This window comes from Phenylobacterium sp. (assembly GCF_031412415.1).
Lineage (GTDB): Bacteria > Pseudomonadota > Alphaproteobacteria > Caulobacterales > Caulobacteraceae > Phenylobacterium.
In genome coordinates, this window is record NZ_JANOCX010000199.1 from 17,518 (window position 1) to 33,652 (window position 16,135).

Genomic DNA, 16,135 nt, shown 5'->3' on the forward strand with positions numbered 1-16,135 from the left:
GTCAGCCGCCTCCGATGAAATGCACGATCTCGATACGGTCGCCGTCGGCGAGCGCGGTGGCGGCATAGGCCGAACGCGGCACGATTTCCAGGTTCCTCTCCACGGCAACCTTGCGCGCGTCGAGGCCGAGTTGAGCCACCAGGGCGGCCAGACTGGAAAGGCCCGAAAACGCCCTTTCCTCTCCGTTGATGGTCAAAGTCATGACGACCTCGTGAAGCCTCACACCGCCGAATGCTTGTGACCCCCGCCGCCGACCGTTACAAGACGGCGGAATCGACGGCGGAGCCGAATGTCGAAACCGATCTATGTGCTTAGCGGACCGAACCTCAACCTCCTGGGGGTCCGAGAGCCGGAGATTTACGGAAAAGAGACCCTGGACGACGTCCGCATCCGTTGCGAACGACGTGCGGGCGCCCTGGATCGCGTGATCGTGTTCCGGCAATCCAACCATGAGGGCGAGCTGATCGACTGGGTCCAGGAAGCCCGGACGGAGGCCTGCGCCTTGGTGATCAATCCGGCCGGTTATGGGCACACCTCGGTCGCCCTGCTGGACGCTTTGAAAACGCTCGATATTCCTGTGATCGAGTGCCATCTCTCCAACCCGGCGGCGCGCGAGGCGTTCCGTCGCGAAACCTATGTGTCGCTGGCCGCGACCGGAGTCGTCTCCGGCTTCGGCGCGGCGAGCTATGAACTGGCCGTCGAGGCCGCCTCGGGCCTCGCCCGCTAGGTCTCAAACCAAGCTAAGGAATATCATATGGCTAGCAGTCCCAAGGCTCCTGCCGATCCGATCGACGCGCGTCTGGTGCGCAAACTGGCCGACATCCTCACCGATACCGGCCTGTCGGAAATCGAAGTCGAGCGTGACGGACTGAAGATTCGCGTCGCCAAGACGCTATCTGCGGCGCCCATGCACTACGCCGCGGCCCCCGTCCCGACGTCCCAACCGGCCCCGACCGCCTCCGCGGCGCCTTCCGAGGCGGCTCCGGCCCCTGCGGCGGAAGCGCGCAGCAAGGCCGACACCATCAACTCCCCGATGGTCGGCACCATCTACCTGCAACCCCAGCCGGACGCGCCGGCCTTCATCAAGGTCGGAGACACCGTCGCCGTCGGCCAGACCCTGATGATCGTCGAGGCCATGAAGACCATGAACCCCATTCCGGCGACCAAGGCCGGCCGGGTGGTGGAGATTTTGGTCGAGGATGGGCAGCCGGTCGAGTTCGGCGAGCCGCTCGTCGTCGTCGAGTAGGACGATGTTCGAGAAAATCCTCATCGCCAACCGTGGCGAGATCGCCCTGCGGGTCCATCGGGCTTGCAAGGAGATGGGCATCTCCACCGTGGCGGTCCACTCCGAGGCCGACGCCGGCGCCATGTGGGTGCGGCTGGCCGACGAGAGCGTGTGCATCGGCCCGGCCCCGGCGGCCAAGAGCTACCTGAACATCCCCTCGATCATCGCCGCCGCCGAGATCACCGGGGCTCAAGCGATCCATCCAGGCTACGGATTCCTTTCGGAAAACGCCCGGTTCGCCGAGATCGTCACCGCCCACGGCTTCACCTTCATCGGCCCGAAGGCCGAGCACATCAAGATGATGGGTGACAAGATCACCGCCAAGCAGGCGGTGAAGGACGCAGGGATCCCCGTGGTCCCCGGCTCCGACGGCGCGGTGACCACCGAGGAGGAGGCCTTCGCGGCGGCCAAGGAGATCGGCTTCCCGGTCTTGATCAAGGCCGCCGCCGGCGGCGGCGGGCGCGGCATGAAGGTCGCCCAGAACCAGGACGAACTCTACGAGGCGGTTTCCACCGCCCGCGCCGAGGCCCGCGCCGCCTTCGGCGACGACGCGGTCTACATGGAACGCTACCTACAGACCCCGCGCCACATCGAGCTCCAGGTCATCGCCGACAGTTTCGGCAATGTCTGCCACCTGGGCGAACGCGACTGCTCGCTGCAGCGCCGCCACCAGAAGGTCCTGGAAGAAGCCCCCTCCCCGGTCATCGACGCCGCCGCCCGCGCCAAGATCGGCAAGGTGGTCGTCGATGCGGTCAAGGCCATCGGCTATCTCGGCGTCGGCACCATCGAGTTCCTGTACGAGAACGGCGAGTTCTTCTTCATCGAGATGAACACCCGTCTGCAGGTGGAGCATCCGGTCACCGAGGCCATCACCGGCATCGATCTGGTCCGGGAACAGATCCGCATCGCCGCGGGCATGCCGCTGTCCTTCCGTCAGGAGGACGTGGTCTTCGAAGGCCACGCCATCGAGTGTCGGATCAACGCCGAGAACCCGAAGACCTTCATCCCCTCGCCGGGCCTGGTCACCGATTTCCATGCCCCGGGCGGCCTGGGCGTGCGGCTCGATAGCGCGCTCTACGCCGGATATACGGTCCCGCCCTACTACGACAGCCTGATCGGCAAGCTCATCGTCCACGGCCGCGATCGCGAGGAATGCATCGCACGCCTCAACCGCTGCCTGGGGGAGATGGTGGTGGGCGGGATCGAGACGTCCATCCCCCTGTTCCTCGACCTGCTGCAGCAGCCTGATATCCTGGCGGGGAAATATGACATCCACTGGCTGGAACGATGGATGAAGGCTCAGGAAGAGGCGTAGGCCGCCCGTTTGCGGCGATGAACCGGCCATGAGCGGCAGGTTCGGCGCCCAGGAACTGCTGGACTGCTACGCCCGCGGGGTCTTCCCCATGGCCGACGCCCGCGAGGATGAGCGGGTCTTCCTGATCGACCCCGAGAAGCGCGGGGTGATACCCCTGACTGGCTTCCACGTATCCCGCCGGCTGGCGCGAACGGTGCGCGCCGAACCCTTCGAGATCCGCGTGGACACCGCGTTTCGACAGGTCGTCGATCTCTGCGCCGCCGCCACGGCGGAGCGGTCAGAGACCTGGATCAATGGCACGATCGAGCGGCTCTACGCGGAACTGTTCGAGATGGGCCACGCACACTCGGTGGAGTGCTGGAAGGACGGACGGCTGGTCGGCGGCCTCTATGGCGTGTCGCTGGCCGGCGCCTTCTTTGGGGAGAGCATGTTCTCGCGGGCGACCGACGCCTCGAAGGTCGCCCTGGTCCATCTCGTGGCCCGGCTGATCTCCGACGGCTTCGTCCTGCTGGATGCGCAGTTCATGACCGAGCATCTCCTTCAGTTCGGGACGGAGGAGATTTCGCGCGCCGAGTACCGCCGCCGGCTGGGTCGCGCCCTAGGACGCGAGGCTGAGTTTCAGCGCAGCGCCGTGGGCGCGGGAACCGTCGCCCTGCAGGTGATCAGCCAGGCGTCGTAGACCGGATGCTCCAGCGGGTTCAGGCTTGGCGAGGCCGCATACATCCAGCCCCGGAAGGCTTGCCTGGGGGCCGGCACCGGCTTGCCCGGCGCCGGGCGCGGCTGGGATTCCACGGTCAGATGGACCATCGAGTCCTCGACGCCTTCGTCCTCGGCGGAGCGTTCGCAGGCCTTCACGGTGAACACGAGGTTCTTGTAGCGCACGGGTTTGCCGACCGCGGCCTCGAAGCGCATGGACTCGGCGGTCACCTTGTCGAGGGCCTGGATCACCGCGACGTCGTAGCGGGCGCGCTTGATCGCCGCCTCGGCGGGTTTCACCGCCACCTGCGCCTTGGGCGGCGCGGCGGGGGCCACCTCGGCGGCCTCGATCGGCGGCGTGGCCACCGGCGCGGGCGCGCTCACCTCGGCGGGCGGAGCTTCCTCCGCGGGCGCGGTCGCGATGGGCGGGGGCGGCACGGCGAGGGGCGGAGGTTGCAAGGGTGCGGGCGGCGTGGGCTGGGCCACGACCATGCCCGCCGCCGCGACGGCGCCGAGAACGGCCAGGCCAGCCAGGATCGAACGCCGCGTCATGACTATTCCGGCCGCCAGGCCTCATAGTCGCCGGTCGCCTTCTGGCGCTCGCCGCCCCGGGCGATGGAGCCCTTGGGCCGCCAGGCGTGGACGGTGCCGGTCAGGTTGGGGATGTGGTCTCGCTCCCAGGCCTGGCGCTGGAGCGGCTCGAGGGTCGGCGGCTCCTCGAAGGTGTGGTGCAGCCAACCGTGCCAGTCGGGCGAGACCTTCGACGCCTCGGCGTAGCCGTCGAAGATGACCCAGCGACGCTTGCGACCGTCGTACGAGTCCTTGGTGTCCTTGGCCTCGTAGTACTTGTTGCCGTTCTCATCCTGGCCGATGAAGACCCCGCGCCGGCCCACGGTGAAGCGGATGCCGATGGTCGCGCCGTTCCACCAGGTGAAGATATCTTTGAGCACGTTTGAGCGTTCCGGAAACAGCTACGAAGCGGCCGGACTATAGGTCCGCGCCCGCCCAGCGTCCAGCGACCCGAACGTCGCAATATGTTGGGGATGGCCTGGGCTGCGACCGCAACATCTATTGCCCGCCAAGGCGGCTCTCCCTAGACTCGGGGCTCGGGAGAACCATGCATGCGTAGCGAGACGGCGAGGATCGAGCGACGGCTTCTGGAGCGCGCCGCCAGCGTCGCCGAGGTGCTGGCGCCGGCGTCCTGGACCGACGCTAGGGTCGAGGCCTGGCTCGACTGGCTGGACGAAACCTCCGACCTTCCCGCCGCCCTCTTCCGGTACGCCGAGGATCTGGTCCAGCGCGGCGACGTGGCGGGCCTGTTCGACTCCGCGCGCGCCCGCGGCGGATTCCGCCGCGACCTGGGGGCGGCGATGCTGTCGGGCCAGATCGCCATCTCGGCGCCCAGGCTCGGCCAACGCATGCCGCTGGTCCAGCCCGCCGACGGTGAGTTCGCCGGGGCGTTGGTCACCCTTAGGGCGGAGCATCGCGGCCGCGCCATGGCTCGCGTCGCGGCCCGCGAGTTGGCCGCACGCCTGCAGGCGGTCATGGACAGCGTCCTGCGCTGCGAGGGCGATCCCGCCGCCTGCGCCGACGTCCGCGCCAACGCCAGCCTGGCCCGCGCCGCCGAGGCCGCCCGCGCGGCCGGCGCCGGCGACGCCATGATCCTGGACGCCATCGCCCTGGCCAAGGCCGGCGAACACGACTGGTCCTCGATCGAGCCGACCTTCAGCGACGTCGACGGGCTGGAGCTCGTGTGCGTGGCAGGCGAGGAGCCCGACGCGCGCATCGCCGTGGCCGCCTGGGAGACCGGGGCGGTGGCGGCCGCCTTCTCGGCCGAGGCCGGCCAGGCCGTGGCGCGCGGCTGGGGCGGGGTGCGCGGCGCGCTCAATGTCCTGGCCTTCGGTGCCGGCCAGGACTTCGACCGGGCGGGCTTCGAGGCCGCCGTGGCGCTGCTGGGCGTCGCCCTGGCCGCCGCATCCGACGATCGGCCCGCGATCCTGGGCCTGGCGGGCGTCGCCGACTGGCTGGTGGCCCAAGGCGTCGCCTATGATTCGCCGAACGGTCGCGGCGCGGTCCTGGACCTCTATCGCCGCGCGAACTCGGCCCTGATTTCGTCGGGCGTGAAGTTGAACGGCGGGCTGGGCGTGTTCGACGATCCGGAAATCGCGCTCCGCCTAGGCGGCGCCGGGGCGTCCGCGGCCCCCTGGCTGGGTCCTGTGACCGTGGCCGAGACCGAGGACGGGGCGATCACCCGCGTGCTCTCCGAGGCGAGCCTGCAGGGTCTGACCGTGCTGGGGGCCGACGTCGCCCAGGCCCGCGCCCGCCTCCTGGGCCGCCTGGACCTTTCCGACGCGCCCGGGGTCAACCACGCGGCCTTGCACGCCAAGGGTTTCACCGACCACGAGATCGCCGCGACCGAGGCCGCCCTGCCCTTCGCCACGCGGCTACCCGACGCCTTCGCCGCCATCGACGCCGGCTTCCTGTGCGACGTCCTGGGGGCCACCGACGCCGACCTCGCAGATCCCGCCTTCGACGTCTTGAAACTGGCAGGTTTCACCGACGCCGACATCCTAGCGGCCGAAGAGCACGCCCTCGGCTCCGGCGCGCTGGCGGAGGCCGAGTTCCTGACGCCCGGCCAGCGGGCGGTGTTCCAGACCGCCGACGACCTAGGACCCGCGCCCTACTTCGCCCTGCTCGCGGCGATCCAGCCCGTGTTGGCGGCCCCCGCCATGCCCGATCTGGAGCTGGAGTGGGACACCGCGCCCGCCGACGCCCGCGCCTTGATGGGCGCCGCCGCCCGAGCCGGCGTGGCCGCCATTCGCGTGCGCCGCGCGCCGCCTCCCGCCGATCTGTCGCTGGACCTGCCGAAGGTATCGGAACCGCCCCCCCGCGCGCATCGCGACGCCGAAGCTCAGGAGCGCCCGGCTCAAGAGCGGATCGTCGAGCGCATCGTCGAACGCGACCGCACCCGCCGCAAGCTGCCCGACCGCCGCAAAGGCTATATCCAGAAAGCGGCCGTCGGCGGCCACAAGGTCTATCTCCACACCGGCGAATACGATGACGGCGAGCTGGGCGAGATCTTCATCGACATGCACAAGGAGGGCGCGGCCTTCCGATCGCTGATGAACAATTTCGCCATCGGCATCTCCATCGGGCTGCAGTACGGGGTGCCGCTGGACGAGTTCGTCGACGCCTTCGTCTTCACCCGCTTCGAGCCGGCTGGGCCGGTCACCGGCAATGACTCGGTGCGCTCGGCGACGTCGATCCTGGACTACATCTTCCGCGAGCTCGGCGTGTCTTACCTGGCGCGCGACGACCTCGCCAACGCCGATCCGGGCGAGCTGAACGCCGACGGCCTGGGCCGCGGCAAGCTCGACGACACCGACGATCAGGCCGGCGAACCCCAACCGGCCAGCCATTTCATCTCGCGGGGCTTCGCGCGAGGCGCGGCGCCCGACAACCTGGTCTTCCTGCCCTCGGCCAAGGAGCGCGGTCAGGGGCCGAACGCCCACGAGGCCGACGTCTGCGCCGCGTGCGGCGACGTGGCCGTGGTGCGCAAGGGCGCGAGCCTGATCTGCGAGACCTGCGGGGCCCGGGCGGACAATCACGGCGGCGACATGACCGGCTAGGCGCCGTTCAGGATCAATCAGGTCTTAAAGCTTGGCCTGTATGAGATGGCGTTCATCGGGTCGGAGACCGCCATGAAACCGCCGGTAGTGATCTTGGGGCTGGCCCTGCTGACGGCGGCTGTCCCGGCCGCGGCACAGAACAAGGGCCAGATCTCCCAGGCCCAGCGTGGCGCGAGCTGCCCCAAGTGCAACCTCTTCCAGGCCGACTTCACCGGACTCGAGGTCCACAGCCGCAATTTCGCCGGCGCGCGCCTGCGCCAGTCGGACATGTCGCTGGCCGTGATGAACCGCACAAACTTCGCCGGCGCCGATCTGCGCGACGTCGAGGCCTACGGCGCGGTGCTATCAGGCGGTAACTTTTCAGCCGCCGACCTGACCCACGCCAGCTTCGTCGGCGCCTATCTGGTGGGATCGAATTTCGCCGGCGCGCGCCTGGAGGGCACGAATTTCTCCGGCGCCAGCCTGAACGGGGCAAAGGGTTTGTCTCAGGCGCAACTGAACCGGGCGTGCGGCGATCCCTCGACCGGCTTGCCACCTGGGCTGCGCATCCCGCAATGCTAAAGCTACAGTCTAAGTCGCTGAGAATTACCGCGAATTAAGTAGCGTATCGGGGCTGGCGCAGGCACATCATCTGGCCATGGATCGCAATACTCGACCCCTGACGCCCCGCCTCGCCGCTTTGCTGGCCCTGTTCGCCGCCACCACCAGCCTCGCGCCCGGCCTGGCCCTCGCCGCCGTCGCCGACAAGGACGTGGCCCGGATGGTGTCTTTCGGCGGCGCCTGCGCCCGCTGCGAGCTCTCGGGCCGCAAGCTGAACGGCGCGCAGTTCATGGGCGCGAACTTCTCGGGCTCCGCCCTCGTCGGCTCGGACCTGCGTGACGCGCGCTTCTTCGGCGCGAATTTCGCCGGGGCGGACCTCTCGCGCGCCGATCTCTCCGACTCCGAGATGGTGGGCGCCAACTTCGCCGCCGCGACCATGACCGACGCCCGCCTGCGCTCGGTGAACGCCAAGGGCGTCAACTTCGCCTCGGCCACCCTCACCCGCGTGGACATGCGCGACTCCGAGGCCCCGGGCGCCAACTTCGCCAAGGCCAACATCGCTTCCGGCCGTTTCCAGGCCTCTTCGATGAACGGCGCGAATTTCACCAAGGCCGACGCCCGCGGCGCCAGCTTCCGCGATGCGGAGCTTTCCGGCGCCAGCATGTCCGGCGGCCGCTTCGAGCAGGCCTCGTTCCGCGATTCCGATCTGGACGGCGCGAACCTGGCCGGCGCGACCTTCGCCGGGGCGGACTTCCGTGACGCCAGCCTGCGGCACGCCAATATCGCCGGGGTCGACTTCTCGCGCACCCAGGGCCTGGACCAGGAGCAGATCGACGAGGCCTGCGCCGACGGCTCCACCCGACTGCCGGCGGGCCTGATCGCCCGCACCTGCAGCCGCAAGGTGCGTTTCGTGGTTCACCGCCCGCCCTCGCACGCGGTGAAGGCCGTTCCCGCCGTTCCGGCCGCGCCGCCTTCTCCGCCGGCGCCACCTCCGGCCCCGCGCTACATCGTTTCGAACGACTAGAGCGCCGTCAGACCTTGATCGGCGGCGCCAGCCGGATGTGCAGATCCTTCAGCTGACGCTCCTCGACCTCCGAAGGCGCGTTCATCAGCAGGTCCTGGCCCTGCTGGTTCAGCGGGAAAGCAATGACCTCGCGGATAGCCGTCTGGCCCGCCAGCAGCATGACGATACGGTCGATGCCGGGCGCGAGGCCCCCGTGCGGCGGCGCGCCGTGGCGGAACGCGTTCAGCATGCCGCCGAACTGCTCCTCGACCACGTTGGAGCCATAGCCCGCGACCTCGAAGGCCTTCAGCATCAGCTCGGGGCGGTGGTTCCGGATCGCGCCGGAGCACAGTTCGTAGCCGTTGCAGACGATGTCGTACTGATAGGCCAGGATCGACAGCGGGTCCTGGGTCAGCAGGGCCTCCATCTCGCCCTGCGGCATGGAGAACGGGTTGTGCGAGAAGTCGACGCGCTTCTCGTCCTCGTTCCACTCGAACATCGGGAAGTCGACGATCCAGACGAACTCGAAGCGGTTCTCGTCGACCAGCTTCAGGTCGGTTCCGACCTTGGTCCGGGCCGAGCCGGCGAACTTGGCGAACACCTTCGGGTCGCCGGCGGCGAAAAAGGCCGCGTCGCCCTGCCCCAGGCCCAACTGACCCATGACCGCGCCGGTGGCCTCGGGACCGAGGTTCTTGGCGATCGGGCCGCCCCAGCCGCCCTGGTCTTCGCTCCAGAAGATGTAGCCGAGGCCGGGCTGGCCCTCGCCCTGCGCCCAGGAGTTCATGCGGTCACAAAAGGCGCGACTGCCGCCCTTTGGAGCCGGGATCGCCCAGACGGCGTTCTTGGCGTCTTCCAGGATGCGCGCGAACAAGCCGAACCCGCCGCCGCGGAAGTGGTCCGACACATCCTGCATGATCAGCGGGTTGCGGGTGTCGGGCTTGTCGGTGCCATACTTCTGGATGCTCTCGCGGTAAGGAATTCGCGGGAACGGATAGGGCGTCACCGGCTTCCCATCGGCGAACTCCTCGAACACACCGTGCATCACCGGCTCGATGGCCGCGAAGACGTCTTCCTGGGTGACGAAGCTCATCTCGACGTCGAGCTGGTAGAACTCGAGCGAGCGGTCGGCGCGCAGGTCCTCGTCGCGGAAGCAGGGCGCGATCTGGAAATAGCGGTCGAAGCCCGAGACCATCAGCAGTTGCTTGAACTGCTGGGGCGCCTGGGGCAGCGCATAGAACTTGCTGGGGTGCAGGCGCGAGGGCACCAGGAAATCGCGCGCGCCCTCCGGCGACGAGGCCGTCAGGATCGGGGTCTGATACTCCAGGAAGCCCTGACCGATCATCCTGTTGCGGATCGAGTGGATGACCTTCGAGCGCAGGACGATGTTCCTGTGCAGGGTCTCGCGGCGCAGATCGAGATAGCGGTGCTTGAGCCGGATCTCTTCGGGATAGTCAGGCTCTCCGAACACCGGCAGCGGCAGCTCGGCGGCTTCCGACAGCACCTCGACGGAACGCACGCGCACCTCGACCTCGCCGGTGGGCAGGTTGGCGTTCACGGTCTCGGCCGAGCGCGCGACCACGTCGCCGTCGATCTTGATCACGCTCTCGGCGCGCAGGCGTTCGATGACGTCGAAGCCGGGGGTTTCCGGGCTGATGACCAGCTGGGTCAGGCCGTAGTGGTCGCGCAGGTCGATGAAGACCAGACCGCCGTGGTCGCGCTTACGATGGATCCAGCCCGACAGGCGGACGGTCTGACCCGTGTCGGCGGCGCGCAGGGCGCCTGCGGTATGGCTGCGATAGGCGTGCATTTGAGGTCGCTGAGGCTCTGAAAATCGAGGCGCGGAAGGGCGCATGTGGGGCCTCGAAAGTCAAGGCGCGCGCGCCGTCAGCCGTGCTTGGAACCCGTGAGCTGAAGGCCTCCATCACGCCCTCCACCTGCAGGAAACGGACCTGGTCGCCTGGCGACGGCATCCGGATCGAGCACCCGCTGGTCCCGCTTCGAAACACCGACATCAGTCCGACAGGCTGGCCGAACGCCAACGTGCCGCGCTCCCGGGATCCGGTAGGCGTTCATGCCCGTCAACGGCAGTCCCTGCTTTGGCCGGCCGGTCCAGACAAGGCGCTCGCCGTCGCGCAGTAGGCTGCAAAGTCGCCGCGATCCGGCTCTCGATCATCACGCTACTTCGCCGGGTCGACCAGGGCCTGGTAGACGAGGGTCCGCGACAGGCCGCCCAGGTCGCCCGTGCCGCTGTATTGCTGGATCATCCCGACGAAGATCACATCGTTGGTGGGATCGACCCAGAACCAGGTCCCGGCCGCTCCGCCCCAGCTCATGGTCCCCTTGCCTTCCAGGCTCCCGGCCTTGCGCGGGTCGTTGACCACAAGGAAGTCGAGGCCGAACCCGACCGACTCGTTGAAGAACGAGGCGGCCGAGCCGTTCGAGGTCACGAGGGCGGCGGCAGGGATTTGGTTGGTCCCCATCATCTCCACCGCGGCCGGCGACAGGATCCTCACGCCGTCCAGCTCGCCGCCGTTGGCGATCATCTGCGCGAACCGTGCGTAGTCGGCGGTGGTGCCGACCAGACCGCCCCCCCCCGACTCCATGACCGGAGGCTTGGTGAAGTCTTGAACCTGGGGATTGTCGGTGGTCGCCTCGACCACCTGCTTGGTCTTGGGGTCCTCGCCATAGACGGCGGCCAGGCGCGACACCTTGTCGGCGGGCACCATGAAGGCGGTGTCCGTCATCTTCAGCGGCTTGAAGATGCGGCTTTCCATGAACTGGCCAAGGGTCTGGCCCGACAGCTTCTCGACGATGGCGCCCTGCAGGTCGACGGCGACGCTATAGGACCACCGCTCGCCCGGCGGGAACATCAAGGGGATGCCCGCGACCTTGGTCGACATCTCCGCCAGGCTGTTGGAGCCAAGGACCCGCTGCTCCTGGAACATCTTGTCGACCGGGTGACGGTCGGAGAGGCCGTAGCCGTAACCCGCCGTGTGGCTCATCAGCTCGCGCATGGTGGGCGGTCGCTTGACCGGTTCCAGTGTCGGCTTGCCCTGGGCGTCCAGGCCTTTCCAGACCTTGAGGTCCTTCATTTCCGGCAGGAACTTGGTGACCGGATCGTCCAGGCGCCACTTGCCTTCCTCGAACAGGATCATCATGGCGACGCCGGTGATCGGCTTGCTCATGGAATAGATGCGGAAGATGGCGTCCTTCTGCATCGGCTGGCCGGTGGCCTTGCTCATCTTGCCGTAGGTATTGGTGGCCACGACCTTGCCGTGTCGCGCCAGCAGGGTCTGCATCCCCACCACGCGACCGCTGGCCACGGCCTGGGCCATGGCGGCGTCCAGCTTCTTCAGGCGCTGGGAGTCAAAGCCGACCGACTCGGGGCTGGCTGCCGGCGCGAGGGCTGAGGCGCGGGTCTGGGCATGAGCGCCCGGCGCGGATGTCAGGCTGAGCGTGGCGAGCGCGAAGGCGGTCGCGAGCAGATGGACGCGGCGCGTCATGGTGTTCCCCCGGTTTTCTTGTTGCGGCAAGCTTACGCGTTGAGCTGGGGGCGGCAAGGCGCGCCGCACCTATTCTTCGAAAACCTACGCGAGCCGGCCGAGAGTCGACCCGAGCGCGACAAATCGTGGTCAAATATAAGTTGAGACACGTCGCGGATGTGTTCAGTATTCCAAAATATTTGCAAAGAGAGGGAAACAATTTCTATCTCAAGGGTTGTGTGACCTGAAGGGTCAACCCCTATGCAGAATCATCGGATCTTGTTCGTCGAGGACAATTTCATTTGCAACATGGATTCCTGTGACGTTCTCAGGGCTCATGGTTTCTCGGTCACCGCGACCTATTGCGCGTCCGCCGCGTTCGAAGCGATCTCCAAACACGAACATCTGTCGGCGCTGGTGACCGACATCGATCTTGGAAGCGGCGGCGACGGCTTCGATGTCGCTCGCCATGCGCGCAAGGCCTATCCGCACCTTCCGGTCGTCTACATCTCCGGAACCGCGGCGGCGCGCCACCTCTCCGAGGGGGTCAAGGATTCCACCTTCCTGACCAAGCCCTGCGACCCACTGCAGATCGTGGCGGCGCTGAACCGAGCGATACGTCTTGAAGCGGCTTGATCTCCACCTCTTCCGACTTGCGCTGCTGCTCGGTGTCGCCGGGTTCGGCTTCGCCGCCGCGATCGCCATGGCGGCGGGCCACTAGCGTTGAGACAGGGTGATACAATGAGACGGTTGTGTTCCTCAGTGTGGTCGCGCCTTGCCCCGAATCATCATCCTCGGCTGCGCCGGCAGCGGCAAGACCACGCTGGCCCGACGGCTTGGCGAGCAGGCGGCCGCGCCAGTGATTTGCCTGGACGACATTTGGCGGCCGCATTGGGGAACCGACGATCTCGCGCGCTTTCGCGAAGTAATGACCCAGGCCCACGCCGCTGACGCCTGGATCAGCGACGGGAATTTCGCCCTGGCGACCTTCGACATCCGCCTGCCGCGCGCCGATCTGGTGCTGTGGCTGGATCGCCCTCGCCTGGCCTGCGCCTGGCGGGCCGCCGCGCGCGTTCTGCGGGCCGGTGAAGCCCATCGGCCGCGCGACCTCCTGAAGGTGCTGCGGTTCATCTGGGCGTTCGACCGGGTCAATCGCCCCCGCATCGAGGCGGCGCGCGCAAAGCATGGCGGCGACGTTCCCGTCGTTCGCCTGCACAGCGATGGCGAGATTGCCGCCTTCCTGACAGACTTGCAGCTCAGATCCGGCGGAGAGTTACGTGGAGGCTAGTCGACGTGATGTCTTTGGCCTTCCCGGCTACCTGACCTTCTGGACGGCCGAGACGGTTTCGGAGTTCGGGACCTACGTCACCACCCTCGCCTTGCAAGTGCTCGTGGTGATCACCCTTAGCGGCACGGCGACCGATGTCGGACTGGTGAATGCGTCGCGCTGGCTGCCCTACCTGCTGTTTGGCTTGATCCTTGGCGCGCTTGTGGATCGGCGGCGCCGAAAGCCTGTCATGGTGACGACCGACCTCGGCCGCGCGCTGCTGCTCGGCGCCATCCCCGCCCTCTGGGCCGTGGGGTGGCTGAGCTTGCCAGTGCTGATGGTCTTCATGGCGCTGTTCGGCGTGCTGACGCTGCTGAACGACGCGGCTTCGCAGTCCTTCCTCCCGCGCCTGGTTCCGAAGGCCTCGCTTCTCGCCGCCAATGCGAGGCTCGATCAGGGTGGCGCGGTGGCCCAGACCTCGGGTCCGGTGCTGGCCGGCGCCCTGGTCACCGCGCTTAGCGCCCCGGTGGCCGTCTTGGTCGACGCCGCGACCTACCTGTTTTCAGCCCTGGCGGTCTCCAGGATCAAGGTGTCGGAGCCTCCGCCCAGCGACGAGGCTCAGCCCAGAAACCTAGGGCGTGAAATCCGCGAGGGACTGGCCTGGGTCTACCGACATCGGATGCTGGCGCCCCTGGCGATCTCCACCCATGGCTGGTTCCTGTTCAACAGCATGCTGGTCACGGTTTTCGTGCCCTTCGTGCTTCTGGAACTGAACCTGACCCCTTTCGAACTCGGCATGGTCATGGCCTCCGCCGGCGTCACGGGGTTGCTGGGCGCCATGGTCTCCACCCGCATTGGAACCCTCTGGGGCGCCGGCTGGGCCATCATCGCCTGTCGTGCGCTCATGCCCGTCGCCTGGGCGGTGATCGCCTGCGCGCCGCTGGCCGGCACGCATGGCGGCGTGATCGCGCTCCTGGCGCTGGGCCAAGCCCTCTACGGTCTCGGGATGGGCGCGCAGAACGCCAATGAGATGGGCTATCGCCAGGCGGTGACGCCCGATGCCCTGCAGGGGCGGATGAACACCACGATGCGATCCATCAATCGCGCGATGATCGTCGTCGGCGCGCCGCTGGGCGGTGTGCTCGCCGACTCCATCGGCTATCGGCCGACCCTATGGATCGCCGTGGCAGGATTCGTCCTGGCGACCGGCTATCTCGCGGCCTCCCCGGCCCGGCAGGCCCGCCATGGAGATGGCTTTACTTCGGCTTGAACCGCTTGCTGGTCGGGAAGCCCTTGGGCGCCAGCTTGCCGGCGGCGGCGCGCTTGGCCAGCCAATCGCGCCACTCGCCCCAGACCCGGGTGCGGCCTGCTGTGTCGATCCAGGTCGCGCCGTCGTCAGCGTTGAACACGATGGCGTCGCGCAAGCCGCCCTCGCGATAGGCCTGCAGCTTGACGCCCTTGCCGCGCGGCATCTCCGGCAGTTCGGCCAGGGGGAAGATCAGGATCGTGCCGTTGTCGCCGATGACCCCCAGGTGGTCGCCGGTGGTCGGCATGGCGAAGGCCGCGCCCTTGGCGCCGGCGTTCAGCACCTGCTTTCCGGCCCGGCGGAAAGAGATCGCCTCTTCCTCGGGCAGGATGAAGCCATAGCCTTCCTTCGAGGCGATGACCCGCTTGGTCCCCGGTCGATGAGGGAAGACGTCGACGATGGCGGTCTTGTCGTCCAGGTCCAGCATCAGCCGCAGGGGCTCGCCATGGCCCCGGGCCGACGGCAGCTTGTCACAGGGGATCGTGAAGAACCGGCCGTCGGAGGCGAAGATCAGCAGCTTGTCAGTGGTCTCGGCGGGCACCACGAAGCCGTGCTTGTCGCCTTCCTTGTACTTCAGCTCGGAGGGGTCCTCGACCTTGCCCTTGGCGGCGCGAATCCACCCACGGTCGGACAGGATCACCGTGATCGGCTCGCGCACGATCATGGCCTCGATGGCGGCGTCGGCGTCGACCATGGGCGCTTCGGCGAAGATCGAGCGGCGGCGGCCGAGCTCGGTGTCGGGGCCCAGCACCTTGCGGACAGCCTTCAGGCCCACGCCAACCAGCTTCCACTGCGCCTTGTCCGAGCCCAGCATGACCAGCAGTCCGTCCCGCTCCTCGGCCAGTTCGGCGTGCTCGCGGCGAAGCTCCATCTCCTCCAGCTTGGCCAATTGGCGCAGGCGGGTGTTGAGGATGGCGTCGGCCTGCAGCTCCGAAAGCGTGAAAGCCTCGATCAGCTTGGCCTTGGGGTCGTCCTCGTAGCGGACGATGCGGATCACCTCGTCCAGGTTGAGATAGGCGATGACCAGGCCGTCGAGAATGTGCAGCCGGGCCTCGATCTTGGCCAACCGGTGCCGCGCTCGGCGCACCACCACCTCGCGGCGGTGGTCGAGGAAGGCCTGCAACGCCTGGCGCAGGCCCATGACGCCCGGCGAACCGCGCGCGTCCAGCACGTTCATGTTGACGGGGAAGCGGGTCTCCAGGGCCGAGAGCTTGAACAGGCTCTCCATCAGCACTTCGGGCTCGACGTTGCGGCTCTTGGGCTCCAGGACCAGTCGCACGTCCTCGGCGCTTTCGTCGCGCACATCGCCCAGCAGCGGCGCCTTCTTGTTCTCGATCAGCTCGGCCAGTTGCCCGACCAGGTCGGCCTTCTTCACCTGATACGGGATCTGGGTGATGACGATCTGATAGGTCCCGCGGCCGGTCTCTTCCTTTTCCCAGAACGCCCGAACCCGCACGCCGCCGCGGCCGGTGGCGTAGGTCTCGATGATCGAGGCCCGGGGCTCGACGATCACGCCGCCGGTGGGAAAATCGGGGCCCTGGACGTGCTCCACCAGGGCTTCGGTCGAGGCCTCGGGATTGTCCAGCAGGACCAGGCAGGCGTCGATCAACTC

The 16,135-nt window shown here is 67.8% G+C and carries 16 protein-coding genes; 10 read left to right on the forward strand and 6 right to left on the reverse strand.

The genetic code is table 11. The annotated features are described in order from the left end of the window. Position 1: 1 nt before the first annotated feature. Positions 2-202, reverse strand: coding sequence for a sulfur carrier protein ThiS (gene thiS, locus RMO04_RS09595; RefSeq protein WP_309644556.1), 201 nt, complete (start codon positions 200-202; stop codon positions 2-4). Positions 203-289: 87 nt separating this feature from the next. Here thiS and RMO04_RS09600 point away from each other — a divergent pair, with 87 nt between their 5' ends. From RMO04_RS09600 to aat, 4 genes are read left to right on the forward strand one after another with little or no spacing between them, the layout of a single operon-like run. Then, positions 290-727, forward strand: a complete 438-nt coding sequence (locus tag RMO04_RS09600; protein ID WP_309644557.1) for a type II 3-dehydroquinate dehydratase — start codon at positions 290-292, stop codon at positions 725-727. A gap of 27 nt (positions 728-754) precedes the next feature. Beyond that, the gene (gene accB, locus RMO04_RS09605; protein WP_309644558.1) at positions 755-1,246 is read left to right on the forward strand and encodes an acetyl-CoA carboxylase biotin carboxyl carrier protein; all 492 of its coding nucleotides are present in this window, start codon (positions 755-757) and stop codon (positions 1,244-1,246) included. 4 nt (positions 1,247-1,250) lie between these two features. Further along, positions 1,251-2,600, forward strand: a complete 1,350-nt coding sequence (gene accC, locus RMO04_RS09610; RefSeq protein WP_309644559.1) for an acetyl-CoA carboxylase biotin carboxylase subunit — start codon at positions 1,251-1,253, stop codon at positions 2,598-2,600. Positions 2,601-2,628: 28 nt separating this feature from the next. After that, complete coding sequence (gene aat / locus RMO04_RS09615; protein ID WP_309644560.1) at positions 2,629-3,279, forward strand: leucyl/phenylalanyl-tRNA--protein transferase; 651 nt, start codon at positions 2,629-2,631, stop codon at positions 3,277-3,279. Here aat and RMO04_RS09620 read toward each other — a convergent pair. Continuing rightward, a complete protein-coding gene (locus tag RMO04_RS09620; protein WP_309644561.1) occupies positions 3,219-3,848 on the reverse strand; it encodes a DUF2155 domain-containing protein in 630 nt (209 codons plus the stop codon). The two genes, aat and RMO04_RS09620, sit on opposite strands and share 61 nt — an antisense overlap. A 2-nt stretch (positions 3,849-3,850) precedes the next feature. Further along, positions 3,851-4,246, reverse strand: a complete 396-nt coding sequence (locus RMO04_RS09625) for an NADH:ubiquinone oxidoreductase subunit NDUFA12 (protein WP_309644562.1) — start codon at positions 4,244-4,246, stop codon at positions 3,851-3,853. 171 nt (positions 4,247-4,417) lie between these two features. On the opposite strand from RMO04_RS09625, the gene RMO04_RS09630 reads away from it, so the two are divergent. The 3 genes from RMO04_RS09630 to RMO04_RS09640 all read left to right on the forward strand — a co-directional run bounded on the left by RMO04_RS09630 (position 4,418) and on the right by RMO04_RS09640 (position 8,489). After that, complete coding sequence (locus RMO04_RS09630) at positions 4,418-6,925, forward strand: ribonucleotide reductase (RefSeq protein ID WP_309644563.1); 2,508 nt, start codon at positions 4,418-4,420, stop codon at positions 6,923-6,925. Positions 6,926-6,997: 72 nt separating this feature from the next. Next, positions 6,998-7,486: a pentapeptide repeat-containing protein gene (locus RMO04_RS09635; RefSeq protein WP_309644564.1), complete on the forward strand. Its 489-nt coding sequence runs from the start codon at positions 6,998-7,000 to the stop codon at positions 7,484-7,486. Positions 7,487-7,562: 76 nt separating this feature from the next. Next, positions 7,563-8,489: a pentapeptide repeat-containing protein gene (locus RMO04_RS09640; RefSeq protein ID WP_309644565.1), complete on the forward strand. Its 927-nt coding sequence runs from the start codon at positions 7,563-7,565 to the stop codon at positions 8,487-8,489. Between the two features lie 7 nt (positions 8,490-8,496). On the opposite strand, the gene aspS is transcribed toward RMO04_RS09640, so the two are convergent. Both aspS and RMO04_RS09650 read right to left on the reverse strand, forming a co-directional pair. After that, positions 8,497-10,275 carry an aspartate--tRNA ligase gene (gene aspS / locus RMO04_RS09645; RefSeq protein WP_309644566.1) on the reverse strand — a complete coding sequence of 593 codons (1,779 nt, stop codon included), beginning with the start codon at positions 10,273-10,275 and terminating at the stop codon, positions 8,497-8,499. Positions 10,276-10,645: 370 nt separating this feature from the next. Beyond that, entirely contained in the window at positions 10,646-11,971 is a 1,326-nt protein-coding gene (locus RMO04_RS09650; protein WP_309644567.1) for a serine hydrolase domain-containing protein, read from the reverse strand. Positions 11,972-12,229: 258 nt separating this feature from the next. Between RMO04_RS09650 and RMO04_RS09655 the strand changes: the two genes are divergently transcribed. From RMO04_RS09655 to RMO04_RS09665, 3 genes are all read left to right on the forward strand, one after another. Further along, complete coding sequence (locus tag RMO04_RS09655; RefSeq protein WP_309644568.1) at positions 12,230-12,586, forward strand: response regulator; 357 nt, start codon at positions 12,230-12,232, stop codon at positions 12,584-12,586. Positions 12,587-12,725: 139 nt separating this feature from the next. Then, positions 12,726-13,238, forward strand: coding sequence for a hypothetical protein (locus RMO04_RS09660; RefSeq protein WP_309644569.1), 513 nt, complete (start codon positions 12,726-12,728; stop codon positions 13,236-13,238). Continuing rightward, positions 13,228-14,487 (forward strand): MFS transporter, encoded by a 1,260-nt coding sequence (locus RMO04_RS09665; protein WP_309644570.1) that lies wholly within the window; start codon positions 13,228-13,230, stop codon positions 14,485-14,487. The genes RMO04_RS09660 and RMO04_RS09665 overlap by 11 nt, the downstream gene beginning before the upstream one ends. Here the strand turns inward: RMO04_RS09665 and RMO04_RS09670 are convergent. Beyond that, a partial coding sequence (locus RMO04_RS09670) for a DNA gyrase subunit A (protein ID WP_309644571.1) occupies positions 14,474-16,135 on the reverse strand: 1,662 nt, incomplete at its 5' end. The genes RMO04_RS09665 and RMO04_RS09670 overlap by 14 nt on opposite strands.